This is a genomic window from Streptomyces termitum (genome assembly GCF_014650175.1).
GTDB lineage: Bacteria > Actinomycetota > Actinomycetes > Streptomycetales > Streptomycetaceae > Streptomyces > Streptomyces termitum.
On the sequence record NZ_BMUL01000002.1, the window covers coordinates 235,776 to 260,557 of the forward strand.

Here is a 24,782-nt window from a genome sequence, read left to right on the forward strand (position 1 = left end):
GAGGGGTGTTTGGGCAGGGAGAGTGCGAAGTCTCCCCGCCCGTACCGACCCGTACCGAAAGGAGGTGTGCGGGAGGGTGTTACCGGATGTGGCCGTCGCCGGTCACGATGTACTTGGTGGAGGTGAGCTCCGGAAGGCCCATGGGGCCCCGGGCGTGGAGCTTCTGGGTGGAGATGCCGATCTCGGCGCCGAAGCCGAACTGTCCGCCGTCCGTGAAGCGGGTGGAGGCGTTGACGGCCACCGTGGTGGAGTCGACCAGCTGGGTGAAGCGGCGCGCCGCGGCCTGCGAGGTGGTGACGATGGCCTCGGTGTGGCCGGAGCTCCACGTGCGGATGTGTTCGACGGCCTTGTCGAGGGAGTCGACCACGGCGGCGGCGATGTCGTGGGAGAGGTATTCGGTCTCCCAGTCCTCGGGGGTGGCCGGGACGACGGTGGCCTTGGTGTCCCCGGCGTGGGCGAGGACCCGCTCGTCGGCGTGGACGGTGACGCCGGCCTCGGCGAGGGCGTCGAGGGCCCGGGGCAGGAAGGCGGCGGCGACGTCCTGGTGGACGAGGAGGGTCTCGGCGGCGTTGCAGACGCTGACCCGGTGGGCCTTGGAGTTGACGAGGATCTCGACGGCCATGTCGAGGTCGGTCTCGGCGTCGACGTAGACGTGGCAGTTGCCGGTGCCGGTCTCGATGACCGGGACGGTGGACTGCTCGACGACGGTGCGGATGAGGGAGGCGCCGCCGCGCGGGATGAGGACGTCGACGAGGCCGCGGGCGCGCATCAGTTCGCGGACGGAGTCGCGGGACTCGCCGGGGACGAGCTGGACGGCGTCGGCGGGCAGTCCGGCGCCGCCGACGGCGTCGCGCAGGACCGTCACGAGGGCGGTGTTGGAGGCGTAGGCGGAGGAGGAGCCGCGCAGGAGGACGGCGTTGCCGGACTTGAGGCAGAGGGCGGCGGCGTCGACGGTGACGTTGGGGCGGGCCTCGTAGATGATGCCGACGACGCCGAGGGGGACGCGGACCTGGCGGAGGTCGATCCCGTTGGGCAGGGTCGAGCCGCGGACGACCTCGCCGACCGGGTCGGGCAGGGCGGCGACGTGGCGGACGTCGGCGGCGATGGCGCGGACCCGCTCGGGGGTGAGGGTGAGCCGGTCGATGACGGACTCGCTGGTGCCGGCCTCGCGGGCCTTGGCGATGTCCTCGGCGTTGGCCTCGACGATCTCCGCGGTGCGGACTTCGAGGGCGTCCGCGATCGCGAGGAGGGCGGCGTCCTTGACGGCGCGCGGCAGTGGCGCGATCTGGGCGGCGGCGCCACGGGCCCGGTAGGCGGCCCGGGTGACCGGGGTGAGGTTGTCGAGGGGCGTGAGCGAGGTCATGCCCGCAGGGTACTGGCACGGAAGGGGGCGTTCGGCACGGATGAGGGGCGTATCCCGCAGTGCGAGACGCGTCGGTGCCGCCGGGCGGTGCCGGGTGGCGGCGGTCCGTCCGCCCGCTTCGGGAGTGGTGGCGTCGGTGTCCGGATTTCGCCGGTGCCGGTGGCGTCCCGTGCCGTCCTCCGGCGTGCGGTGGACGGCCGTCCGCGCCCCCGCCGTGGTCCGGCGCCGGGCCGCCCCGGGGGTGCGGGCGCCGGGCCGGGAGGGGCGGGGTGCGGAGGGGTCAGTACGGGTGGACGCCGACCGGGGCGGCGGGCGGCGGGCCGTAGCCCTCCGCGATGCGCTGGTGGTAGGTCTCGCGGTCGATGACCTCCAGGCCGACGATCTCCCAGGGCGGGAGCTTCGCCGTCTGCCGGTGCTCGCCCCACAGGCGCAGGGCGACGGCGGCCGCGTCGTGCAGGTCGCGGGCCTCTTCCCAGTACCGGATCTCGGCGTGGTCGTTGGCGTAGCGGCTGGTCAGCAGGAAGGGGTGGTCGTGGGCCAGTTGTTCGAGCCCGCGCCGCACCTCCTTCAGCGGCGACTCGATGCCGGACACGCTGAGGGTGATGTGCCACAGCTTGGACAGGGGGCGTTCCTTGGTGCCCGCCTCCCGTGCGGTGGTCTCGCCCGTCGTGTCGTCCCTTCCTTTCGTGGCCCTGTCCCGTGCCGCGTCGAAGTCGGCTCCGGCCTCGACACTCGTCAGGGCGCGTTCGGCCGTCCCGCGGGGCAGTGCCCCAGGGCGCGCTCGTCTCACCGGCGGCCTCCTGTGTGATGCGTGTGGTGCTGTACCCCGCGTTGCTCGTTACCCCCGAGACAAAGTTGACCAGCCCGGGAGGCCACGTGGGGCGGTTTTGGTAAAGGTCCCTTCCGGATGGCAGGAGTTTCAGCCGTTTCGGCGGCTGTCGCGCGAAAGCCCGCGCGAAACCTCTCCTGTCGTTCCAGGGACTCCCCGGGAACCCTCCCGGGGCTCTTCCGGGGCTCCTGGGACGCCTCTCCCGGGCCGGTTCAGGCGAGGACGACGAGGTCGTCGCGGTGGACGATCTCCCGCTCGTACTCGGGGCCGAGTTCCCGGGCGAGTTCGTGAGTGGAGCGGCCCAGCATCCGGGGGAGCTCCTTGGCGTCGAAGTTGACGAGGCCGCGGGCGACGGCGCGCCCGGCGGCGTCGCGGAGTTCGACCGGGTCACCGGCGGCGAAGTCGCCCTCGACGGTGGCGATGCCCGCCGCGAGCAGCGATTTCTTTCCTTCGACGACGGCGCGGACGGCCCCGTCGTCGAGCCCCAGGGAGCCCTGGGGGGTGGAGGCGTGGGCGAGCCAGAGGAGGCGGTCGGCGAAGCGGCGGCCGGTGCGGTGGAAGTAGGTGCCGGTGTCGCGGCCCGCGAGGGCGTCGGCGGCGCGGCTGGCGGAGGTGAGGACGACGGGGATGCCGGCGGCGGCGGCGATCCGGGCGGCCTCGACCTTGGTGACCATGCCGCCGGTGCCGACGCCGGCCTTGCCGGCGGAGCCGATCTCGACGTGGGCGATGTCCGCCGGGCCGGCGACCTCGGTGATCCGGGAGGTGCCGGGCCGGGACGGGTCGCCGTCGTAGAGGCCGTCGACGTCGGAGAGGAGGACGAGGAGGTCGGCCCGGACGAGGTGGGCGACGAGCGCGGCGAGCCGGTCGTTGTCGCCGAAGCGGATCTCGTCGGTGGCGACGGTGTCGTTCTCGTTGACGACCGGCAGGGCGCCCATGGCGAGGAGCTGGTCGAGGGTGCGGTAGGCGTTGCGGTAGTGGGCGCGGCGGCTGGTGTCGTCGGTGGTGAGCAGCACCTGGCCGACGCGGACGCCGTAGCGGGCGAAGGAGGCGGTGTAGCGGGCGACGAGGAGGCCCTGGCCGACGCTGGCGGCGGCCTGCTGGCGGGCCAGGTCCTTGGGGCGGCGGGTCAGGCCGAGCGGGGCGAGGCCGGCGGCGATGGCGCCGGAGGAGACCAGGACGATCTCCTTCTCGCCGCCGCTGCGGACCTTGGCCAGGACGTCGACGAGGGCGTCGACGCGGTCGGCGTCGAGGCCGCCCGCGGCGGTGGTGAGGGAGGAGGAGCCGACCTTGACGACGATCCTGCGGGCCTCCGTCACGTACTGCCGTGCCACTGCCGCCGGCACCGTCGTCATCTCCGCCGCCCTCTCCGTCGCCACCCGCGCCGACCTCGTCCGCCGTTCGGGGCACCGCGCGCTCCCGGCGCGGTCGCGAGGGGCAATCTACGCGAGCCGGGACGGCCGCCGCTCCTCCGTTCCGCTCTCCGGACCGCCGCGCTCCGGCTCCCGTACCTCCGCGTCCCGGCCGGGCGCGCCGCCGTCCCGGTCCGGTCCGGCCCGCTCCGGGGCCCGGCCGGTGAGGATCCGCCGGGAGATCAGGTACGTGAAGGGGATGGCGACGACGGCGGCGACGAGCGGCGCGATCCGGTCGTCGGTCCCGGCCCAGGTGACGAGGGCGTACAGACCGGCGCTCTGCACCAGGTAGTTGGTGACGTTGGTGAGGGGGAAGAGGGCGAACTTCTTCCAGGTGGGGCGGGTGCGGTAGGTGAAGTAGGTGTTGAGGAAGAAGGAGCCGACCATGCTGAGCAGGAAGGCGAGGGTGTACGCGGCGAAGTACGGCATCCAGGGGTGGAGGAGCAGGTAGCACCCGAAGAAGGTGGCGGTGTTGGCGCCGCCGACGAGGGCGAAGCGCGTGACCTCCGCGAGCCGGGCCCGCCCGCCGCCGCGCCCCGTCCCGGCGCCGGTCCCTCCTCCGTTTCCGGCCCCGTCCCCGTTCCCGGCCGTCGCACCCGTACCGTTCCCGTCCATCGCCGTCGGCCGTCCCTTTCCCTGTACGAGGGGGCGACCGTACGGCGCCGGGGTGGCCCGGGTGTGACGCCCGGGTGGACGGCGCGGATCCCCCCGCCGTCCGGGCGTCGACGAAGCGGCCGGCGGGAGGCCGGAGGAAGACCCTGCGGGAACCCGGGCGGGAGACCGACGGAACGACAGGCGGGGAGACCGGGGGGACAACGGGCGGGGAGACCGGAGGAAGCGACGGGAGGAAGGGCCGGGAAGGGAAGGAGCCGGGGAGGACCTGACGGCCGGAGCGTTCCCCGGCCCGGATCCGGTGTGTTGTGTGCCACTTCGCCACGACGGCGGTCGTAGGGTTTGGGGTAGGTTCTCCCCCCGTGCGCGCGCCCGCCTCCCGCGGGCCCCCGACCGGCCTCCACCTGCGGTTCCCGGCGGAGCTGGGCCGTTGCCCCGAGGGCTTCTTCTCACCTCTGTCACGATCGTGGCACGGGGGCCCGGGCGTGCGCGGAACGGGCAGGAAACACCAGGTAGCTTGGGTGTGTCTGAGAAGAAGGAAAAGTGGATCGAGGTGCAAGTGCCTGACGTCTCCGTGGTCGTCATCGCCTACAACGACGCAGAGCGTCTCCCGACGGCCGTGCAATCGGTACTGGACCAGACCCTGCACAGCGTCGAGGTCGTGATCGTCGACGACTGCAGCAAGGACAGCACCTTCGAGGTCGCCCGCGCGCTGGCGGCGAAGACCCCGGACCGGGTCAGAGCCTTCCAGCTGCCGGAGAACAGCGGCGGCTGCGGCGCGCCCCGCAATCTCGGCATCAAGGAGGCCGCCGGCACCTACGTCATGTTCCTCGACAGCGACGACGTGCTGGAGCGGAACGCCTGCCGGAACATGCTGGAGGCCGCCGAGTCCACCGGCTCCGACCTGGTGTCGGGCCTCTGCGTGCGCGTCACCGTGGACAGCCGGAAGAAGAAGACCGCCGGCTGGTACCCCTGGATATACGCCGAGACGCGGACGATCGACTCCATCACGGAGCTGCCCGACCTGCTCGTCTTCGACACCCTCTCGACGAACAAGTGCTACCGGCGCGGCTTCCTCCTGGACCAGGGCCTGGAGTTCCCCGTCGGCATCCACTACGAGGACCTGCTCTTCTCGGCGCAGGCGTACATCGCCGCGAGCCGGATCACGCTCATCCCGAACCACGTCTACTACTGGAACGTGCAGGAGCGCGCCGCCTCGAAGTCGATCAGCAACCGGCGCCACGAGATCGCCAACTTCGTGCACCGGATGACGATCCACCGCCGGGTGGACGCCCTGCTGGAGAGCAAGGGCTACGAGGACCTCCGGTACCGCAAGGACATCAAGTTCCTCAAGCACGACCTGGCGCTGCACCTGCGCGACCTGGCCCTCCTCGACCAGGACTACCAGCGCGAGTTCGCCCGGCTGGCGAACGAGTACCTGGCCGGGATCTCCCCGGAGGCGTACTCCGAGGTGCAGCCGCTCCAGGCCATCTGCGCCTTCCTGCTGACGCGGGAGGACTGGGAGAACCTGCTCCCGGCGACCGACGCGCTCACCAACCCCGGCCGCATCACCAGCCCGCTCGTCGAGCGCGACGGCCGGATCTACTGGTGCGACCGGCACCTGGACGGCGAGGAGGGCCGCGCGATCCTGGACGTGACGGCAGCCGGCCACCACACCAAGCCGCTCACGTCGCTCTCCCTGGGCAACAAGCTGACCTCGTACGAGAGCGCCGGCGGTTCGATCAAGCTGTCCGGGCGCGTCGTCAACCCGCTCGGCCGGATCGCCCCGGACGCGAAGCTCGGCGCGGCCCTGGAGTTCTCCGCCCGGCGCAACGTCAGCGGGAAGACGGCCCGGATCCCGCTGACGACGGTCCGGCACGCCGGTGACCACATCGAGTGGTCGGGCGTGGTGGACGTGGCCCGCGCGGTCCGCCCGCTCGGTGTCATCGACGCCGTCTGGGACGTCCACCTGGTCCTCACCGTCGGCGAGGACGAGCTCAGGACCCGGGTCTCGGCCGGCGGCACCCCGCTCGACGAGGCCGGTTCCGTGCGGATCCGGCCCCGCCTGACCACGCTGGTCTCCGACCGCTTCGTGCCGCAGATCACGCCGAAGGGCAACCTGTCGTACGTGCTGACCGCCGAGAGCAAGGTGGCGGTGCGCACCTCGGCGATGATCGACGGCGCGATGCACGGGCAGCCCGCCCGGCTCGCGAAGAGCGGTCTGCACCGGCTGGTCACGGCCAAGCGGAACCTGTCCTCGGGCGAGACGAAGATCCGCGTCTACCACGAGCTGTACAGCAAGCTGCCGATCAAGAAGGGGCTCGTCGTCTTCGAGAGCCACCTCGGCAAGCAGTACAGCGACAGCCCGAAGGCGATCTACGAGGAGATGCGCCGCCAGGGCGTGAAGTTCGAGGCCGTCTGGTCCTACGCGGGTGCCAAGCCGACCGGGTTCCCCAAGGACGCGACGCTGGTGCGGCGCTGGAGCCGGCAGTACCTGCGGGCGCTGGCCCAGGCCGAGTTCTGGATCGACAACCAGGGCTTCCCGCTGGCGCTCGCCAAGCGCCCGGGGACCACGTACATCCAGACCTGGCACGGCACCGCGCTGAAGCGGATGGGCTTCGACGAGCCGGGCACCAAGGCCCGCGGGCTCGGCGCGCAGGCGTCGTTCCAGAAGGCCCTGGACCGCTTCGACCACTTCCTGATCCGCGGCGAGCACGACCGGCGCACCCTCGCGAAGGGCTTCCGGCTCCGCGACGAGGTGCTGCTGCCCGTCGGCTACCCGCGCAACGACGAGCTGGCCGCCACCCGCGCGAAGGAGGCCGAGTCCGGCGTCCGCGAGCGCGGTCCGCTGGCGGCCGAGCTGGGCATCGACCCGGAGAAGAAGGTGCTGCTGTACGCGCCGACCTTCCGGGCCGGTCCGGGCGGCAAGGTGCAGGCGTTCCAGGCCCCGTTCTCCGTCGAGGAGTTCGCGGAGCGCTTCGGCGACACCCACACGCTGCTGATCAGGACGCACTACCTGAACAACGTGACGCTGCCGCCGTCGGTGCGCGGCCGGGTCGTCGACGTCTCCTCGCACCACGACGTCACCCCGCTGCTCGCCCTCGCGGACGGCCTGATCACCGACTACTCGTCCGTGATGTTCGACTACGGGCTCCTCGAACGCCCGATGATCTTCTTCACGTACGACTACGACGAGTACGCCCAGGAGAACCGCGGCACCTACTTCGACCTGAAGGAGCGCGCCCCGGGTCCCGTGGTGGAGACCGAGGAGGACCTCTTCGGCGCGGTCGCGCGCTTCGACGAGGAGGCCGACGCCAAGTACGTGGCGGCCCGTCAGCGGTTCAACACCGAGTTCAGCGAGTACGACCGGGGCGACGCGGCCCGCCGGATCGTCGCCAAGTTCTTCACCGGGAGCGGGAAGTGACCGACCAGACCACCGTGTCCGGAGCCCGCGACATCTTCATCGTCTCCAACAGCGTGGACGAGATGGGCGGTGTGACCACCTGGACGCACCAGATGGCCCGGGAGTTCACCGGCCGCGGCCACACCGTCCACGTCATCGGCGTGACGCCCGCCCCGGCCGACCGGCGGCACGAGTTCCCCGACCCGCTGCCGTACGCCACCACCACCCTGTACGAGGAGCACCCGCCGCAGCTCAAGGCGCTGAGGGGCCTCAAGGGCAAGCTCAACGCGGTGGAGCGGCGCCGGTACGCGGCCCGCTCGGCGGCCATGCAGGAGCGCGCCGACCGGATGACCGCCCTGTTCCGGGCGGCCCGGCCGGGTGCGGTGGTGATCGTCACGCAGGTGTGGGCGATGGAGTGGGTGGGCCTCGCGGACACCTCGGGGCTCCTCGTCATCGGCATGAGCCACGAGTCGTACGACGCCAGTGCGGGCTCCTCCCGGCTCCCCCGGGTGAAGCGCCACTACAAGGACGTCGACCGGCTCCTCGTCCTCACCCCGGAGGACGCCAACAAGTGGATCCGGGCGGGCATGGACAACGTCGGCCACATGCCGAACGCCCTGCCGTTCGTCCCCGAGCGTCCGGTGGCCCGCAGCGGGAAGGTGGTCGCCTCGGTCGGCCGCCTCTCCCACGAGAAGGGCGTGGACATGCTGCTCGACAGCTGGGCGGAGATCTCCTCCCGTCACCCCGACTGGAAGCTGCGGATCTACGGCGCCGGTGACGAGGAGCAGGCGCTGCTCGCCCGGACGACCGAGCTGGGCCTCGACGGCTCCGTGGAGTGGATGGGCCGGACGAACGACGTCCTCGGGGCGCTCTCGGAGGCGTCGGTCTTCGCCCAGGCGTCCCGCGCCGAGGGCTTCCCCATCACCCTCCTGGAGGCGATGGCGGCGGGCGTGCCGTGTGCGGCGTTCGACTGCGCGCCGGGCGTGCGGGAGATAATCCGGGACGGTGAGGACGGCCTGCTGGCCCGGCTCGGCAACGTCATGGAGCTGGGCGGCCACATCAGCGCCCTGATCTCCGACAAGGAGCTGCGGGACCGGATGGGCGAGGCCGCCTTCAAGAACGTGAAGCGGTACGCGCCCGAGGAGATCACCGACCGCTGGGAGGCCCTCTTCGCCTTCCTGGAGCGCTGACGGCGCGGGCGGGACGCACGGACGGTACGGGAACGGGCCGGGGAGCAGTCGCTCCCCGGCCCGTTCCCGTACCCGCGCCGCCGGACGGCGCGGGCGTGCCGGTCAGACGGTGACGCGGTGCGCGGTCCAGCCGCCCCAGGCCGACTCGATCATGTCGCGGACGTCGTGCCGGGCCGACCAGCCCAGCTCGGCGGCGATGCGGTCGGCGGAGGCGACGACGCGGGCCGGGTCACCGGCGCGGCGCGGGGTGACGAGGGGCTCGGTGGCGTGGCCGGTGACCTCGTTGATCAGGGCGACCATCTCGGTCACGGAGACGCCCTCGCCGCGGCCGATGTTGACGGTGAGGTCGCGCGGCTCGCCGGCCGCGGCCCACTCGGCGAGCTTGCGGGCGGCGACGAGGTGCGCGTCGGCGAGGTCCTCGACGTGGATGTAGTCGCGGATGCAGGTGCCGTCGGGGGTGTCGTAGTCGTCGCCGAAGATCCGGGGGGACTCGCCCGCGTCGAGCCGCTCGAAGACCATCGGGACCAGGTTGAAGACGCCGGTGTCGGCCAGCTCGGGGGTGGCGGCGCCCGCCACGTTGAAGTACCGCAGGCAGGCCGTGGCGATGCCGTGGGCGGCGCCGGTGGCGCGGACCAGCCACTCGCCGGCGAGCTTGGTCTCGCCGTACGGGCTGAGCGGGACGCAGGGGGTCTCCTCGGTGACGAGGTCGACGTCCGGCATGCCGTACACGGCGGCCGAGGAGGAGAAGAGGAAGTTGCGGACGCCGGCCGCCGCGACCGCCTCCAGGAGGACGGTGAGGCCGACGATGTTCTCGCGGTAGTAGTGCAGCGGCAGTTCGACGGACTCGCCGACCTGCTTCTTCGCGGCGAGGTGGACGACGCCGGTGACACCGTGCTCGGCGATCACGCGGTCGAGCAGGTCGCGGTCGAGGGTCGAGCCGACCACCAGGGGGACGCCCTCCGGGATCCGGTGGGTGTATCCGGTCGACAGGTCGTCGAGGACGACGACCCGCTCGCCGGCCGCCGTCATGGCCCGGACCACGTGCGAGCCGATGTAACCGGCACCGCCGGTGATCAGGTACGTCATGCGTTCCCCACATCCCTTTTCGCTGAGCACTTGCGGAGGGACAGCGTACCTTCCGGGCCTTTCGGGCCTGTCCGGCCCCGTCGCGGGGAGCGCGCGGGTGGACTCCGCGCGCCTGGCAGGGGTCCGGGAGGCGGCATACTGAGGAACGGTAACTCTCCGCGTATGTTCGTGTTCGAGGAGTAAACGGCTGTGCGAAATCCCGAATCGCCCCGGCTGCTCGGGGTCTACCGCCGAGCCGTGCCCGCCCGCGTGCGACGGGCCGTCGTCTCCCAGGTGGACGCCGATGTGCGCCGCCGCGTGAAGCTCGGCATCGCCAGCGGCACCGCCGCCGCCGAGCGGCTGCGCCGCAACCGGCTGGCCCGGCGCTACGCGGCGCTCACCTCCGGCCCCGGCCGGACGGTGATCGACATCGGCCGGGAGCCGAAGGTGGCCCTGGTCTCCGAGGGGATCACCCCGCTGCGGGCCCGCCGGGCCAACCTCGACGCGGTGCTCGCCGCGCTCGCCGCCGCCGGGATCGAGCACTTCTGCGTGCCCGGCAAGGCCGACACCTCCTCCGCCGTGGCCGTCCGCGAGGAGGACCGCGCCGAGGTCCTCGCCGCCCTGGCCGCCGCCTGCGACCACGAGCCCGGCTATGTCGCCGGGACCGGCGGTCCGGCCGGGCGGGAGTCCCGGCCCGGCTTCGCCCCCTCGACCTGGCACCGGCTGCGCGCCGCCGCCGTGCTGCGCCTCGTCTGGTACCGCACCGACCCCACCGGGCAGCTCAAGCTGGGCGCCCCGTACGGCTGCGACGTGGAGTTCTGGCGGCACGAGGACGGCGAGCTGGTCGCGCCCCGGCCGGGCCGGCTCGTCGCCGCGCTCCCCCGCCAGGGCCGTATCGTCGACGCCCCGGAGTCCTGCTTCACCGGCTTCACCGACGCCCGGGAGGAGCCCCGGGTGCCGGCCCGTGCGGAGACCGCCGTCGTCCGCACCGACCAGGTCACCTTCCCGGTGGACGTCGTCTACACCTGGGTGGACGGGTCGGACCCGGAGTGGCTGCGGCGGCGCGCGCGGTACTCCGGCGAGGGGTACCACGCGGAATCGGCCAACGCGGCCCGCTACCTCAGCCGCGACGAGCTGCGCTACTCGCTGCGCTCGCTGCACCTGTACGCCCCCTGGGTGCGGAACGTCTTCCTCGTCACCGACGACCAGGTCCCGGCCTGGCTGGACACCGCCGCCCCCCACCTGCGGGTCGTCCCGCACCAGGAGATCTTCCGCTCGCCGGCGCTGCTGCCCACCTTCAACTCGCACGCCATCGAGTCCCAGCTGCACCACATCGAGGGCCTCTCCGAGCACTTCCTCTACCTCAACGACGACGTGATGCTGAGCCGCGAGGTCACCCCGGAGGACTTCTTCCTGGCCAGCGGCATCACCCGCTTCTTCCCCTCCCCCGCCCTGGTGCCGCTGGGCGAGCGGAGCCCCGACGACCCGCCGGTGGCCGCCGCCGGCAAGAACAACCGCCGGCTGCTCCAGGAGCGGTACGGCACGGTCCTGGTGCAGAAGATGAAGCACATGCCGCACCCGCTGCGGCGCAGCGTCCTGACCGAGATCGAGACGGAGTTCGACGCCGCCTACCGGCGCACCGAGGCGAACCGCTTCCGCAGCGTCGACGACATCTCCATCGCCTCCTCGCTGCACCACTACTACGCCTTCCACACCGGCCGCGCGGTCCCCTCGACCGACCTGCCGTACGCCTACCTGGACCTCACCCACCCGTGGACGGAGACCCGGCTCGGCCGGCTGCTCGCCCAGCGGGACCGGGCGGTCTTCTGCGTCAACGACACGACCTCCGCGGAGGGGGACGCGGACGGCCAGAAGGACCTGATCACCCCGTTCCTGGAGGCGTACTTCCCGGTGCCCAGCCCGTACGAGAAGCGCTAGCGGCCGGGCGGGGCGGGGAGAGTCCTCCCCGCCCGGCCGGGTCAGTCCTTCTCGTACGGGGAGCGGACCGGGAAGTACGCCTCCAGGAAGGCCCGCAGCACCCGGTCCCGCTCGTCCTGCGGCACCTCGGCCTCCGCCGACTCGCCGACGCAGATGACGTCGCGGTGCCGGGCCGCGAGGAGCCGGCCGAGCGCCACGTGGTGCCGGTAGTCGCCGATGTTGGCGTACGCGGCGGAGATGCCGCCCGGGGACGCCTTGCCGGTCAGGTAGCCGTAGTGGTGGTGGAGCGAGGAGGTGATCGACAGGTCGGTCCGGCCCCGGAAGGGGGTCGCGGCGGTCCGCGCGGTCTCCTCCGGCCAGCGCTCGGCGATCTCCGCGAGGACGCTGCGGCGCAGGGCGTGCGGGGTGTGCAGGAAACCGTGGGTGGCGACCCGGCCGAAGGCCGCCTCCAGGAGGGCCTGGTTGTTCTTGGCCGCGACGAAGTAGCCCTCGGTCTCCTCGGTGACCTCGCCCGGCGGGACGGCGGTCGGCGAGTGGAAGAAGAGCGAGGTGCCGTTCGACCGGAAGAACTTGCCCGGGGCGAGCGGGCGGCCGAAGAACACGTCGTCGTTGAGGTAGAGGAAGTGCTCGGAGAGGCCCTCGACGCGGTGCAGCTGGGACTCGATGGCGTGCGAGTTGAAGCTGGGCAGCCAGGCCGGGTCGGCGAACAGCTCGCGGTGGCCGACCAGCCGGACGTCCGGGTGGCCGGTGTCCAGCCAGGCCGGTGCCTGGTCGTCGGTGACCAGGAAGATCCGCCGGATCCAGGGGGCGTGCGCGGCGAGCGAGCGCAGCGAGTAGCGCAGCTCGTCGCGGTTGCGGAAGCGGACGTCGCCGGACTGGGCGTCGTCGGCGGGCAGGCCGTGCGCGCGGCGGGCGGCGTCCCGCTTGGCGCGCCACGCCGGGTCGGTGTCGTCGACCCAGGTGTAGACGGCGTCGACGGGGAAGTCGACGTCCCCCATGAGCCTCCTGGTGAAGATCTCCAGGGTCGGGTACTCCCGGCCCCCGACCGCGATCCGGGCGTCGCCGTCGAGGCCGGGCAGCCGGGGGCCGACCGGGGTGGTGCCGCGCGGGGCCGCGTACCAGCCGGTGCCGCCCTCCTCCGCGGTCCAGAACTCGACGCCGCAGCCGTACACCGGCCCGTACCGCAGTGTCCGGCTGGTGGTGACCAGCGGCTTGAAGACCCGGACGCCCTCGGCCTCGGGGGCGGCGGTCAGGGTCTCGGCGAGCCGGGCGCCGGGGGCGGCGGTCCGGGGGGCGATCAGCTCCGCGTAGACCGGCCTGCCGTGCAGTTCGGTGCCGAGGGCGCGCAGCGCGCGCTCCCGGTCGGCGTCCTTGACGGCGAGCCGGTGGCCGACGGTCGCCGGGTCGTGCAGCAGGACGAAGGGGACGCCGTGCCGCTCCAGCGCGGACGCGGTCAGCTCCAGGTTGATCTCGCCCATCCGCCAGGACGGGACGTCGTCGCGGACCTCGGCGAGCCGGCCCGCCGAGCGGACCAGCGCCTTGGGGTCCTTCGCCTGGAGGACGACCTCACGGGCCTTCTGCTCCCCGGACGACGGGGACAGCCTGCCGACCGGGGCGGAGACGGCGAAGCTGCGGCCGCCGCCGGCCGCGATCCGGCGGGCCGCGCGGTCGGCGCGGGCGGCGGCGCGGGCGGCCGGGGCCTCGGCGGCGACCTCGGCGAAGAGCGCGTCCCAGCGGGCGGTGACCAGCTCGGGGGCGAAGCGTTCGCGGGCCCCGGCGCGGGCGGCGGCCCCGTAGGCGGCGCGCAGTTCGTCGTCGCCCATCAGCCGGGAGAGGGCCGCGCCGAGCGAGGCGATGTCGTCGGCGGGCACCAGGAGCCCGTCCACCTCGTGGCGGACGATCTGGGAGGGGCCGGTGAGGGTGTCGTACGCGACGACCGGGACGCCCGCGGTGAACGCCTCCAGCATCACCAGGCCGAAGGACTCCACCCGCGAGGGCATCAGGCAGAGCGCGGCCGTCGCCCACTCCTCCTCCATCCGGCGGCTGCGGCCGACGAGTTCGACCCGGTCGTGCAGGCCGAGCCCTTCGACCAGCCGGCGCAGGTTGACCAGCTGCGGCCCGTCGCCGAAGACCCGCAGCCGCCAGTCCGGGTGCTCGGCGACGGCCTCGGCGAAGGCCTGCACGGCGTGGTCGAGCTGCTTCTCCGGCACCATCCGGCCCGCCACCACGACCGTCTTCGAGCCGAGGTCGGAGCGGGGCCGGTAGCCGTCGGGCATGGCGTTGGGGACGGTGGCCAGGCGCGGGGCGGCGGACCCCAGCGACTCGGCGAACCAGTCGGTGGTCAGCTCGGTCAGCGAGACCAGGGCGTCCAGCCGGGGCGCGTGGGTGAGCAGCGGCTCGCCGGTGGCGCCGCGCAGCTGGGAGACCCGGTGCTCCTGGTGGACGACGGCCACCCGGGCGGGGGCGAGCGTGACGGCGGCGGCCATCAGCGCCGGGGTCGTGGTGACCAGGACGTCCGTGTCGAGCCCGGCGAGCGCCGCCGTCATCTCGATGTCGGAGAGCCGGTCGAAGGCGGGCTCCCAGGCGGGGTCGATCAGTTCGCTGGGCAGGGCGGCGAGGGCCGCGCACTCGGCGGCGGAGAGCGCGGAGCCGCGCACCGGGCGGGGGGCGCGGCCGGTGCGGTCCACCAGGTAGCGGAGCGTCAGTCCCCCGGCCTCCGGCAGGAAGGGCTCCGCCTCCGTGCGGAACACGCTGAGCACCTCCACCTCGTGACGTGGCGCCAGCTGGGCGGCCTGGGTGTAGGCGGCCATCTCCGTGCCGCCCATCGCGTCGCCCCAGGTGAGCAGGATGGTGATCTTCATACGCGTTCCTCCGCGCCGCCGGGGGCGCCCTCGAATGCGGCACAGGAGACGGCGAGCGCCCCGGCCGGGGTGATGTAGGCGTGGACCCGCAGCAGCGAGCCGTCCGCCAGGGCGACGATCCGGAAGGAGGTGCGGATCACCTGGTCGCGGCGGCGCAGGTCGGTGAGCCGGCGGGCGATCCTGAGCCCGGTGCGGCCCCGCTGGAGCTGGACGTCCCACCGGCCGCCCTTCCGGGCCGCCATGGTGGCCAGGGGCAGGTCGAAGGCGAAGGTGTCGCCGTCCCACTCCACCGGGGCGCCGACGACGGCGCCGCCGCCGCGCCGCACCGCCTGCGCGGTGTAGGAGGCGGCCGGGCCGCGCGGGGCGATGAGCCTGCCCCGGACCGTGACGCGGTCCCAGCGCAGGGCGAAGGTGTCGAGTTCGGCCTGGTGGGCGGGGGGCCGGACGCGGAGGACGGCGAAGCCGTCGACCGAGCGCATCAGCCGGAAGAGGGCGCCGCGGACCGGGTCGGGCGAGACGGGGGCGACGGGGCCGTCGGCGGCGGGGAGCCCGACGGCGGCGACGCCGGTGCGCGTCTCGCCGCCGTCCGCGCCGGTGAGGACGACGGCGAGACGCCACAGACCGGCGGAGAGCGGAAGCCCGGGACGACCGGGACCGCGGGCCGCGGCCTCTCCGGTGGCCTGGCCCGTGTCCTGGCTCCCGGCCGGGCCGGCGCCCTCGGCGGGGGCCTCGGCGGGGGCCCGGTCGGCGTCACGGCCGGGGCTCTCGGCGGGGGCCCGGTCGGGGCCGGGTTTCCGGGCCGGGGGGCCGTCCGTGAAGGACAGGGCGGTGGTCGCAGTGAGCAGGAGGCTGCCGTCGGCCTGCGGTTCGGCCTCCAGCGGGAGGCGGTGGGCGCTCCGGCCCCGGACGAGTTCCAGCCGGGCCGCACTGACACCGGCGGACGGCGGGGCGGGCACGGCGACGTTGAGGGTGCGGCCGCCGAGGACGGAGAGGTGGACGGGGCGGAGCGCGGAGCGGGGCGGGATCCCCCCGCCGAACGCCGGTGCGGTGTGCAGCCGTTCCATCCGCCGGCGCACCCTCACCGCCACCCGCCGGGCTCGTTTCGCGGCACCCACCGCGTAGGGCAGCAAGGCGTCACTCACGACAATCCCGGCTTCCGTTCAGGGGGTTGACAGATCGGCGCCACATAGTGGCAATGGCCCCCGACAAAGGCAAATCGGTGCTGATCCGTATGTTCGATGACGACTCTCATACAAACGGATGAAATCCAGGTGGCGGTTTTCCCCTCTCACCCTGACAAATCCCTCCTCTCCGACAGGAAGGCATAGGGGTCATGGGACGCTGGACCGCTCTCGACGACACCGCGCCGTCCCGGCGCCGCCTGCTCCTCGCCGCCGCCGTCACCGCCGTCGCCGGGGCCGTCGGCGGCTGCTCCGGACGCTCCGCCCCCGGGCCCGCGCCGGGCCCCCGGGGACCGGCGGCACCGCCGGTCCGGCGGATCGCCGGCACCGGCCCCGCGCCGGGCGCCGGTTTCGCCCCCGCCGGGCCGCCCGCCGTCCTGCAGATCCTCGCCCACCCGGACGACGACCTCTTCTTCATGAACCCCGACCTGGTCCGGGACCTGTCCGCCGGTACCCCCGTGACCTCGGTGTACGTCACCGACGGCGGCGCCTTCGGGCGCAACGCGGCCCCCGGCGGACCCCCCGCCCGGCCGAACGTGCCCGCCTACGTCTCCGCCCGGCAGCAGGGACTGCGGCAGGCGTACGCGCGGATGCTCGGCGCTCCCCTCTTCACCCCCTGGGATCGGTCCGCGCTCCCCCTGCCCGGCGGCCGGCAGGCGGAGGTCGACCGGCTCGTCCACCGGGGGCGGTGCGCGGAGCTGGTCTTCCTCGGCCTGCGCATGCACGCCGCGAACGGCGGGACCCCGGTGAATCTCACCCGATTGTGGGACGGCCCGGGGGTGAACCTGCCCACCCGTCCGGCCCCCGAGTCACCGGTCCGGCGAAGCTTCTCGTACGGCCGCCGGGACCTCGTCGACGTCCTCGTGCACCTGCTCTCCCGGACCCGGCCCACCCTCGTCCGGACCCTCGATCCCGACCCCGACGCCCAGGTCCACGACCGGCGCCACCCGCGCGGCAGCGACCAGCCCGGCTACTCCGACCACCCCGACCACACCGCCGCCGGGCTCTTCGCCTGGGCCGCGCTCGCCCGCTGGGGCGGCCGGGACCGCGCCCGGCCGTTCCAGACGGAGGCATACCGCGGCTACTACAACCAGCGCTGGCCCCACAACCTGCCGCCCTCCGCGGTCGCCCTCAAGGCCCGCTACCTCGACGCGTACGGCGGCGACCCGCGCTGGCCCTGCGGCAACCCCTCCGGCTGCGGCGACTACGCCCTCGGCGGGAACGCCGCGCTCGCCTCCCGGAAGGGCTGGATCCGCTCCACCCACCCGCGCCACCCCGGCGCCGGACCCCGGGTGCTGACCGGTCCCGGGGGCCGGCTGAGCGTGTACGGGGTCCTCGGCACCCGCCTCGCCCGCTGGCGGTCCGGGCCGTCGGCGGGCACCTTCGGGCCGCCCGAGGACCTCGGCGGCGGCCCGCTCGCCCCCGCGCTCTCCGTGGTCCGCGCCCCCGACGGGCGGCACCTCGTCTTCGGCCTGCGCTTCACCTCCCTCGGCGGGCCCGCCGCGCGGAACCTGCGGGAGGTCGTCCTGCTGCGGCAGCGGACGCCCGGCGGCGGCTTCGAGACGTCCTGGCTCGGCCTCGGCAGCCCCGAGACGGTGCCCCGCCGCACCCGGCTGACCGGCGCGCCGACCGCCGTGACCGACGCGGACGGCCGCGTCCACCTCTTCGTCCGCAACGGCGACCGGGGCGTCTGCGCCCGGGTCCTGGACACCGACGGCCGCTGGTCGCCGTGGTACGTCCTGCCCGGCGGCGACGTGCAGGAGGGGCTGGCGGCCACCGTCGACGGGCGGGGCCTCGTGCACCTCTTCGGCGCCTCCGCGGAACGGATCGAGCACTGGGCCCAGCGCACCCCCGGCGGCCCGCTGCACCGGGGCACGCGCCCGCCGGACGGGTGCCCCGGCGACGTGCCGGACGCGGTCACCGCCCCGGACGGCTCGGTCCTGCTCTGCTACCGCCGGGCCGAAGGCGACGGCGTCGTCGTCGCCCGGCTGGCCCCCGGCCGGGGCCGCCGCTGGCGGACGGTCGCCCGGCCGTCGATCCCCGGGTACGGGCGGATCGGCCTCGCCCCGTCCGGCGGGGACCTGCTCCTCGTCCCCGTCGGCGCGGACCGGCGGCCCGCCTACGACCTCACCGGCGGGCGTGTCCTCGCGGCCGGTTCACCGGCGGCCGCCCCGCAGGTCGGCGCCCCCGCCCTCCTGGTCCATCCGGACGGCACCGCCGCCACCGTCTCCCTCTCCCTCTCCTGTGTCCCGGCCCTCACCCCGCTGCGCCCGCCGGCCCCCGCCTGACCCGGCCCGCGTCCCTGGACGCGAAAGGACCCCCGGCGGCCGAAGCCGCCGGGGGTCCCGGTTCCGTTCCGCTCCGGCAGGGCCGGGCGGGGACCGCTAGAACGGGTCGAACTCGTCGTACTCGCGGTCCGCGTCGTCGTGCTCCGCCTGGCGGTCGCGGCGGCGCTGGGCGGCGGGGCGCGGGGCCTCCAGGCGGTGGTCCTCGCCACGGCGACCGAGCATCTCCGCGCCGGCCATGAGGGTGGGCTCCCAGTCGAAGACGACCGCGTTCTCCTCCGCGCCGATGGCGACGCCGTCGCCCGCGCGGGCGCCCGCCTTCATCAGCGCGTCCTCGACGCCGAGGCGGTTGAGGCGGTCGGCGAGGTAGCCGACGGCCTCGTCGTTGTTGAAGTCGGTCTGGCGGACCCAGCGCTCCGGCTTCTCGCCGCGCACCCGGTAGACCTCCTCGGCCTCGTCGTAGGTGACGGTGAAGCCCGCGTCGTCGACGGCCTTCGGGCGGATGACGATGCGGGTCGCCTCCTCCTTCGGCTTCGCGGCGCGCGCCTTCGCGACGATGTCGGCGAGGGCGAAGGAGAGCTCCTTGAGGCCGGTGCGGGCGACCGCGGAGACCTCGAAGACGCGGTAGCCGCGCTCCTCCAGGTCCGGGCGGATCATGTCCGCGAGGTCCTGCCCGTCCGGGATGTCGATCTTGTTGAGGACGACGACGCGCGGCCGGTCGTCGAGGCCGCCGTACTGCTTCAGCTCCTCCTCGATGATGTCGAGGTCGCTGACCGGGTCGCGGTCGGACTCCAGCGTCGCCGTGTCGAGGACGTGGACGAGGACCGAGCAGCGCTCGACGTGCCGGAGGAACTCCAGGCCGAGGCCGCGGCCCTGGCTGGCGCCGGGGATGAGGCCGGGGACGTCGGCGATGGTGTAGACGGTCGAGCCGGCCGTCACCACGCCGAGGTTCGGGACCAGGGTGGTGAAGGGGTAGTCCGCGATCTTCGGCTTGGCGGCCGAGAGGACGGAGATGAGGGAGGACTTGCCGGCGCTGGGGTAGCCGACGAGCGCCACGTCGGCGACGGTCTTCAGCTCCAGGACGATGTCCTGGAGGTCGCCGGGCACGCCGAGCAGCGCGAAGCCGGGGGCCTTGCGGCGGGCGGAGGACAGCGCCGCGTTGCCGAGGCCGCCGCGGCCGCCCTCGGCGGCGACGTAGGTCGTGCCGTGGCCGACGAGGTCCGCGAGGACCTCGCCCTTCCCGTCGAGGACGACGGTGCCGTCGGGCACGTACAGGACGAGGTCCTGGCCGTCCTTGCCCGCGCGGTTGCCGCCCTCGCCGGGCTTGCCGTTGGTGGCCTTGCGGTGCGGGGAGTGGTGGTACTCCAGGAGGGTGGTGACGGACTGGTCGACGACCAGGATCACGTCGCCGCCACGGCCGCCGTTGCCGCCGTCCGGGCCGCCGAGCGGCTTGAACTTCTCCCGGTGGACGGAGGCGCAGCCGTGGCCTCCGTTACCCGCGGCGACGTGCAGCTCGACGCGGTCCACGAAGGTGGTCATGGTTCTGTGCCTCCAGCAGTCAGCTTCGTACGTAATGTCTATCTAGTAACACGCGAAAGGCGGACCCTCTTCCCCGCCGGGGAAGTGAGGTCCGCCTCCGCAGTAACGTCCGATCAGGCGACCGGGACGATGTTCACGACCTTGCGGCCACGGAAGGTGCCGAACTGCACCGAACCGGCCTGCAGGGCGAACAGGGTGTCGTCGCCACCGCGACCGACGCCCGAGCCCGGGTGGAAGTGGGTGCCGCGCTGGCGGACCAGGATCTCACCCGCGTTGACGACCTGACCGCCGAAGCGCTTCACGCCGAGCCGCTGGGCATTGGAATCGCGACCGTTCCGGGTGGACGATGCGCCCTTCTTGTGTGCCATTGCTCAGTCCCTCTTTACTTCGCGGCCGACGGGATGGACGTGACCTTGATCGCCGTGTACTGCTGGCGGTGACCCTGGCGACGGCGGTAGCCGGTCTTGTTCTTGTAGCGCAGGATGTCGATCTTGGCACCCTTGGTGTGGTCCACGACCTCGGCCTGGACCTTGATGCCGGCCAGGACCCACGGGTCGCTGGTGACGGCCTCGCCGTCGACCACGAGCAGGGTCGAGAGCTCGACCGTGTCGCCGATCTTGGCGGTGGAAATCTTGTCAACCTCAACGATGTCGCCGACAGCAACCTTGTGCTGGCGACCACCGCTGCGCACGATGGCGTACACGCGGACTCTCTCTCACTCGACGGGAACCTCTGAAGCCAGCCGTCCCCCGCGAACGCGGGAGGGGCCTCCTCCGTCACCGCGCGGCGGTTCGGGAGGGTGGGGTGCTCAGGGGGTGGCGCGTACACAGACACGCCGACGGCCAAGGCTACGGTGACCGGCTTGAGAGGTCAAACCGGGCCCTGCCGGGGGCGCCCGGACCACCGGACCGGGGCCGTCGCGCGCTCGCCGGCGTCCGGGACGACGGCTTCCCGGGGCGTCGGCGGGGCCGGGTGGGGCCGGTCGCGGCGGGACGTCCGCCGTGGGCCGGCCAGGGGTCCGGTGGGCGCACGCGGCGCTGCCGTGGCCCGTCGGCACCGGGAGCCGGTCCCTTCCTGACACGGTGAAACACGGTGAAACACGGTGAAACACGGTGAAACACGCGAAGTCCCGCCCGCCCCCCTCTCGGGGGCCGGGCGGGACTTCGCACGAGGACCTGCCGGGACGTCAGTCCTGGGCCGGGGTCTTCTCCGCCGCCTTCTTGGCCGGGGCCTTCTTGGCGGCGGTCTTCTTCGCCGCCGTCTTCTTGGCCGCCGTCTTCTTCGTGGCGGCCTTCTTGGCGGTGGCCTTCTTCGCCGTCTTGCGGGCCGCCTTCTTGGCCGCCGGGGCGGCCTCGGGCTCCTCGCCGGACTCCGCGGCCGGGGCCTCGGAGTCGGCGGGGGCGGCCGCGGCGACCACGATCTCGGCGGCCTCGGCACCGGCGGGCGCACCGGCCGGGGCGGTGGCCTTGCGGACCACCCGGCGACGGGCACGCGGCGCGGCGGCGGGCGCCTCCTCGGCGACCGGCTCCGCGACGGCCTCGGCGACCGGCTCGGTGACGGTCTCCGCGACGGGCTCCGCGACCGGCTCGGGCGCGGTCTCGACGACCGGCTCCGGCGCCGGTACGGCCTCCGGCTCCGGCGCCCCGGCGGCCTGCTCGCCGGTCGAGACGACCGGGGAGGTGGCACGGCGGGTGGCGCGGCGGCGGGTGCGCGGCGCGGGCGCCGCCTCCACGGCCTCGGCCTCGACCGGCGCCTCGGCCACCACGGGCTCCGGCTCCGCGACGGGCTCGGCGACCGGCTCCGCGACGATCTCCGTGACGATCTCGGCGGCCGGCTCGGCGACGGGCTCCGCGATCGGGGTCGGGGTCACCGGCGCGGTCACCTTGCGGGTGACCCGGCGGCGGCCACGGCCGCGCGTGGCGGCGGCCTCGGCCTCCGCGGCGCTGCCGTACAGCTCCTCGTCCGGGGCGATCGGGACCGGCACGGCCACCGGGGCGGCCACCTCGGCCGCGACCTCGGCCTCGGTCTCGTGCGTCTCGGTCTCGTGCGCCTCGTGCGTGTCGTGGGCGTGGTCGTGGTCGTGACCGTCGCCGCCCCGGCCGCGCTTCTTCGCGCGCTTGCCGCCACCGCCGCCGCCGTGCGAGGCCGGCTGCTCCATGTGGACGATGACGCCCCGGCCGTTGCAGTGGACGCAGGTCTCGGAGAAGGACTCCAGGAGGCCCTGGCCGACCCGCTTGCGGGTCATCTGCACCAGGCCGAGCGAGGTGACCTCGGCCACCTGGTGCTTGGTCCGGTCGCGGCCCAGGCACTCCAGGAGGCGGCGGAGCACCAGGTCGCGGTTGGACTCCAGGACCATGTCGATGAAGTCGATGACGACGATGCCGCCGAGGTCGCGCAGCCGCAGCTGGCGCACGATCTCCTCGGCCGCCTCCAGGTTGTTCCTGGTGACGGTCTCCTCCAGGTTGCCGCCCTGGCCGGTGAACTTGCCGGTGTTGACGTCGACGACGATCATCGCCTCGGTCTTGTCGATCACCAGCGAGCCGCCGGACGGCAGCCACACCTTCCGGTCGAGCGCCTTCATCAGCTGCTCGTCGATCCGGTAGGTGGCGAAGACGTCGACCTCGCTGGTCCACCGCGTCAGGCGGTCGGCCAGGTCGGGCGCGACGTGCGAGACGTAGCCGTGGATGGTCTCCCACGCCTCGTCACCGCTCACGATGACCTTGGAGAAGTCCTCGTTGAAGATGTCGCGGACGACCCGGACGGTCATGTCCGGCTCGCCGTAGAGGAGGCTCGGCGCGGACGTGGTGATCTGGCCGGCCTTCTTCTGGATGTCGGCCCACTGCGCCTGGAGGCGCTCCACGTCGCGGCGCAGCTCGTCCTCGCTCGCGCCCTCGGCGGCGGTGCGCACGATGACGCCCGCGTCCTCGGGGACGATCTTCTTGAGGATGGTCTTCAGGCGGGCGCGCTCGGTGTCCGGGAGCTTGCGGCTGATGCCGGTCATCGAGCCCTCGGGGACGTACACGAGGTAGCGGCCGGGGAGGGAGACCTGGCTGGTCAGACGGGCGCCCTTGTGGCCGATCGGGTCCTTGGTGACCTGCACCAGGACCGACTGGCCGGACTTGAGGGCGGCCTCGATGCGGCGCGGGCCGTGGCCCATGCCGAGCGCCTCGAAGTTGACCTCGCCGGCGTAGAGGACCGCGTTGCGGCCCTTGCCGATGTCGACGAAGGCGGCCTCCATCGACGGCAGCACGTTCTGGACCTTGCCCAGGTAGACGTTGCCGACGTACGAGGTGGCCTGCTCCTTGTTGACGTAGTGCTCGACGAGGACGTTGTCCTCCAGGACGCCGATCTGGGTGCGCTCGCCGTTCTGGCGGACGACCATGACGCGCTCGACGGCCTCGCGGCGGGCCAGGAACTCGGCCTCGCTGATGATCGGGACGCGGCGGCGGCCCTGCTCGCGGCCCTCGCGGCGGCGCTGCTTCTTGGCCTCCAGGCGGGTGGAGCCCTTGATGGACTGCACCTCGTCGGCGCCGGTGCCGTGCTCGGCCTTCTCGCGGGCCGGGCGCGGCTCGCGGACCTTGACGACCGTGCGGACGCCGTCCTCGTCGGCGGCCTCGCCCTCGCCCGGGGCGTCACCGCTGCGACGGCGGCGGCGACGGCGGCGACGGGAGCTGCTGGAGCCGGAGAGGCCGGACTCGTCGTCGTCCTCGGCGTCCTCGGACTCCTCGGCGCCGGACTCCTCCTCGCCCTCGGCGTGGAACTCGTCGGCCTCGTCGGCCTCGTCCGCCTCGGCGTGCTCGCCGCGGCGGCGGCGACGGCCCCCGCGACGGCGGCGGCGGGACGGACGGTCGCCGTACTCGTCGGCCTCGTCCGCCTCCTCGGCCTCCGCCTCCTCGGCCTCGTCGGCGACGTGCTCGACCTCGGGCTCGTCCGCGACGGTGGACGGTACGGGCTCCACCGCGACGGGCTCGCCGCGGCGGCGACGGCGACGGCGCGAACCGGTCTCGGCGCGCTCGGCGGTCTCGGCGGCGGGGGCCGTCTCGACGACGGTCTCCTCGGTCTCCTCCTCCGGCTCCTCCTCGACGGTCTCGGCGACGGCGGCGGCCGCGAAGGCGGCGGTCTCCGGCGTCTGGAACATCGGCTCGGTGAAGACCGGGGCCTGGAAGACGGCGACGGCGGGGCGGGCGGCGCGGCGCGGGCCGCGCTCCTCCCCGGCGGCGGGCGGCTCGGAGGTGAACTGCGGGCTGCTGACCCGGCGGCGGCCACGGCCCCGGGTGGCGGCGGTCTCGGCGGCGGCGACCTCGGCGCCGTGGGAGGCGATCTCCTCGACGGTGTCCTCGGGGAGGGCCTCGCCGGAGGCGGCGATCTCGGCGGCGGCGTCGGGGGTGACGGCGGTCTCGGGCGCGGCGGCCCTGCGGGTGGCGCGGCGGCGGGTACGGGCCGGGGCGGCCTCCGCCACCGGCTCCTCGGCCACCGGCTCGGCGGCGGGAGCCTCGGCCGGGGCCTCGGTCCCGGCCTCGACGGTGGTCACCGGGGCGGAGACCCGGCGGGTCGCGCGGCGGCGGGTGCGGGCGGGGGCCGCCTCCGGCTCCTCGGCCGGGGCCTGCGCCTCGACGGCGGCCGGGGCCTCGGCGGGCTCCTCGGCGGCGGCCGGGGCGGTCTCGGGCGCGGCGGCCTTGCGGGTCGCGCGGCGGCGGGTACGGGCCGGAGCGGCCTCCGCCACCGGCTCCTCGGCCACCGGCTCGGCGGCGGGAGCCTCGGCCGGGGTCGCGGCGGGCTCCTCGGCGGCGGCCGTGGCCGTCACCGGCGCGGCGGCCTTGCGGGTGGCGCGGCGGCGGGTGCGGGCCGGAGCGGCCTCGGGCTCGTCCGCCGGGGCCTGCGCCTCGACGGCGGCCGGGGCCTCGGCGGCCTCGGGCGTGTCGGCGGCGGTGCCGGCCGCGACCGGGGGGCCCGCGGGGCGGGAGGCGGCGCGGCGCCGGCGGCGCGGCGGCAGCTTGTCGCCGGGGGCGTTGCTGTCGTGGGTCTCGTTGGTCTCGTCGAGCATGCGGGGGTTCTCCCGTCACGCTCCCGGGCGCCGCGTCGGATTCCGGCGGGGCGGCACGGACGC

The 24,782-nt window shown here is 74.2% G+C and carries 15 protein-coding genes; 4 read left to right on the forward strand and 11 right to left on the reverse strand.

Annotation, left to right across the window (positions count from 1 at the left end; genetic code table 11):
- Positions 1–79: 79 nt before the first annotated feature.
- From IE219_RS04455 to IE219_RS04470, 4 genes are all read right to left on the reverse strand, one after another.
- Positions 80–1,363, reverse strand: coding sequence for a glutamate-5-semialdehyde dehydrogenase (locus tag IE219_RS04455; RefSeq protein WP_189975185.1), 1,284 nt, complete (start codon positions 1,361–1,363; stop codon positions 80–82).
- A gap of 280 nt (positions 1,364–1,643) precedes the next feature.
- Positions 1,644–2,153, reverse strand: a complete 510-nt coding sequence (locus IE219_RS04460) for a DUF8830 family protein (RefSeq protein WP_189975186.1) — start codon at positions 2,151–2,153, stop codon at positions 1,644–1,646.
- Positions 2,154–2,404: 251 nt separating this feature from the next.
- Positions 2,405–3,544, reverse strand: coding sequence for a glutamate 5-kinase (proB, locus tag IE219_RS04465; protein WP_189975500.1), 1,140 nt, complete (start codon positions 3,542–3,544; stop codon positions 2,405–2,407).
- Positions 3,545–3,631: 87 nt separating this feature from the next.
- A complete protein-coding gene (locus IE219_RS04470) occupies positions 3,632–4,216 on the reverse strand; it encodes a GtrA family protein (protein WP_189975187.1) in 585 nt (194 codons plus the stop codon).
- A gap of 550 nt (positions 4,217–4,766) precedes the next feature.
- On the opposite strand from IE219_RS04470, the gene IE219_RS04475 reads away from it, so the two are divergent.
- On the forward strand, positions 4,767–7,637 hold the full coding sequence (locus IE219_RS04475; protein WP_189975188.1) for a bifunctional glycosyltransferase/CDP-glycerol:glycerophosphate glycerophosphotransferase: 2,871 nt from the start codon (positions 4,767–4,769) through the stop codon (positions 7,635–7,637).
- Between the two features lie 62 nt (positions 7,638–7,699).
- Positions 7,700–8,806, forward strand: a complete 1,107-nt coding sequence (locus IE219_RS04480; protein ID WP_189975501.1) for a glycosyltransferase — start codon at positions 7,700–7,702, stop codon at positions 8,804–8,806.
- Positions 8,807–8,908: 102 nt separating this feature from the next.
- Here the strand turns inward: IE219_RS04480 and galE are convergent, their stop codons facing one another.
- The gene (gene galE / locus IE219_RS04485) at positions 8,909–9,892 is read right to left on the reverse strand and encodes a UDP-glucose 4-epimerase GalE (RefSeq protein WP_189975189.1); all 984 of its coding nucleotides are present in this window, start codon (positions 9,890–9,892) and stop codon (positions 8,909–8,911) included.
- Positions 9,893–10,081: 189 nt separating this feature from the next.
- Between galE and IE219_RS04490 the strand changes: the two genes are divergently transcribed.
- Entirely contained in the window at positions 10,082–11,809 is a 1,728-nt protein-coding gene (locus IE219_RS04490; protein WP_189975190.1) for a stealth family protein, read from the forward strand.
- 41 nt (positions 11,810–11,850) lie between these two features.
- Here IE219_RS04490 and IE219_RS04495 read toward each other — a convergent pair whose 3' ends face one another.
- Together IE219_RS04495 and IE219_RS04500 are read right to left on the reverse strand one after the other, a co-directional pair.
- Complete coding sequence (locus IE219_RS04495) at positions 11,851–14,670, reverse strand: stealth family protein (protein ID WP_189975191.1); 2,820 nt, start codon at positions 14,668–14,670, stop codon at positions 11,851–11,853.
- Entirely contained in the window at positions 14,667–15,734 is a 1,068-nt protein-coding gene (locus IE219_RS04500; RefSeq protein ID WP_189975192.1) for a hypothetical protein, read from the reverse strand. The genes IE219_RS04495 and IE219_RS04500 overlap by 4 nt, the downstream gene beginning before the upstream one ends.
- Before the next feature lie 269 nt (positions 15,735–16,003).
- Here IE219_RS04500 and IE219_RS04505 point away from each other — a divergent pair, with 269 nt between their 5' ends.
- The gene (locus IE219_RS04505; protein ID WP_189975193.1) at positions 16,004–18,139 is read left to right on the forward strand and encodes a PIG-L family deacetylase; all 2,136 of its coding nucleotides are present in this window, start codon (positions 16,004–16,006) and stop codon (positions 18,137–18,139) included.
- 96 nt (positions 18,140–18,235) lie between these two features.
- Here IE219_RS04505 and obgE read toward each other — a convergent pair whose 3' ends face one another.
- The 4 genes from obgE to IE219_RS04525 all read right to left on the reverse strand — a co-directional run bounded on the left by obgE (position 18,236) and on the right by IE219_RS04525 (position 24,719).
- On the reverse strand, positions 18,236–19,675 hold the full coding sequence (gene obgE / locus IE219_RS04510) for a GTPase ObgE (protein WP_189975194.1): 1,440 nt from the start codon (positions 19,673–19,675) through the stop codon (positions 18,236–18,238).
- A gap of 113 nt (positions 19,676–19,788) precedes the next feature.
- The gene (rpmA, locus tag IE219_RS04515; RefSeq protein ID WP_030494090.1) at positions 19,789–20,043 is read right to left on the reverse strand and encodes a 50S ribosomal protein L27; all 255 of its coding nucleotides are present in this window, start codon (positions 20,041–20,043) and stop codon (positions 19,789–19,791) included.
- A gap of 14 nt (positions 20,044–20,057) precedes the next feature.
- Positions 20,058–20,378 (reverse strand): 50S ribosomal protein L21, encoded by a 321-nt coding sequence (gene rplU / locus IE219_RS04520; RefSeq protein ID WP_189975195.1) that lies wholly within the window; start codon positions 20,376–20,378, stop codon positions 20,058–20,060.
- Between the two features lie 483 nt (positions 20,379–20,861).
- The gene (locus IE219_RS04525) at positions 20,862–24,719 is read right to left on the reverse strand and encodes an Rne/Rng family ribonuclease (protein WP_189975196.1); all 3,858 of its coding nucleotides are present in this window, start codon (positions 24,717–24,719) and stop codon (positions 20,862–20,864) included.
- Between the last annotated feature and the right edge of the window lie 63 nt (positions 24,720–24,782).

Coding starts and splice junctions, on each gene's coding strand:
- IE219_RS04455 (WP_189975185.1), bottom strand. CDS start 1,363: ATGACCTCGCTCACGCCCCTCGACAACCTCACCCCGGTCACCCGGGCC.
- proB (WP_189975500.1), bottom strand. CDS start 3,544: ATGACGACGGTGCCGGCGGCAGTGGCACGGCAGTACGTGACGGAGGCC.
- IE219_RS04470 (WP_189975187.1), bottom strand. CDS start 4,216: ATGGACGGGAACGGTACGGGTGCGACGGCCGGGAACGGGGACGGGGCC.
- IE219_RS04480 (WP_189975501.1), top strand. CDS start 7,700: ATGGGCGGTGTGACCACCTGGACGCACCAGATGGCCCGGGAGTTCACC.
- galE (WP_189975189.1), bottom strand. CDS start 9,892: ATGACGTACCTGATCACCGGCGGTGCCGGTTACATCGGCTCGCACGTG.
- IE219_RS04495 (WP_189975191.1), bottom strand. CDS start 14,670: ATGAAGATCACCATCCTGCTCACCTGGGGCGACGCGATGGGCGGCACG.
- IE219_RS04500 (WP_189975192.1), bottom strand. CDS start 15,734: ATGGAACGGCTGCACACCGCACCGGCGTTCGGCGGGGGGATCCCGCCC.
- IE219_RS04505 (WP_189975193.1), top strand. CDS start 16,004: ATGGGACGCTGGACCGCTCTCGACGACACCGCGCCGTCCCGGCGCCGC.
- obgE (WP_189975194.1), bottom strand. CDS start 19,675: ATGACCACCTTCGTGGACCGCGTCGAGCTGCACGTCGCCGCGGGTAAC.
- rpmA (WP_030494090.1), bottom strand. CDS start 20,043: ATGGCACACAAGAAGGGCGCATCGTCCACCCGGAACGGTCGCGATTCC.
- IE219_RS04525 (WP_189975196.1), bottom strand. CDS start 24,719: ATGCTCGACGAGACCAACGAGACCCACGACAGCAACGCCCCCGGCGAC.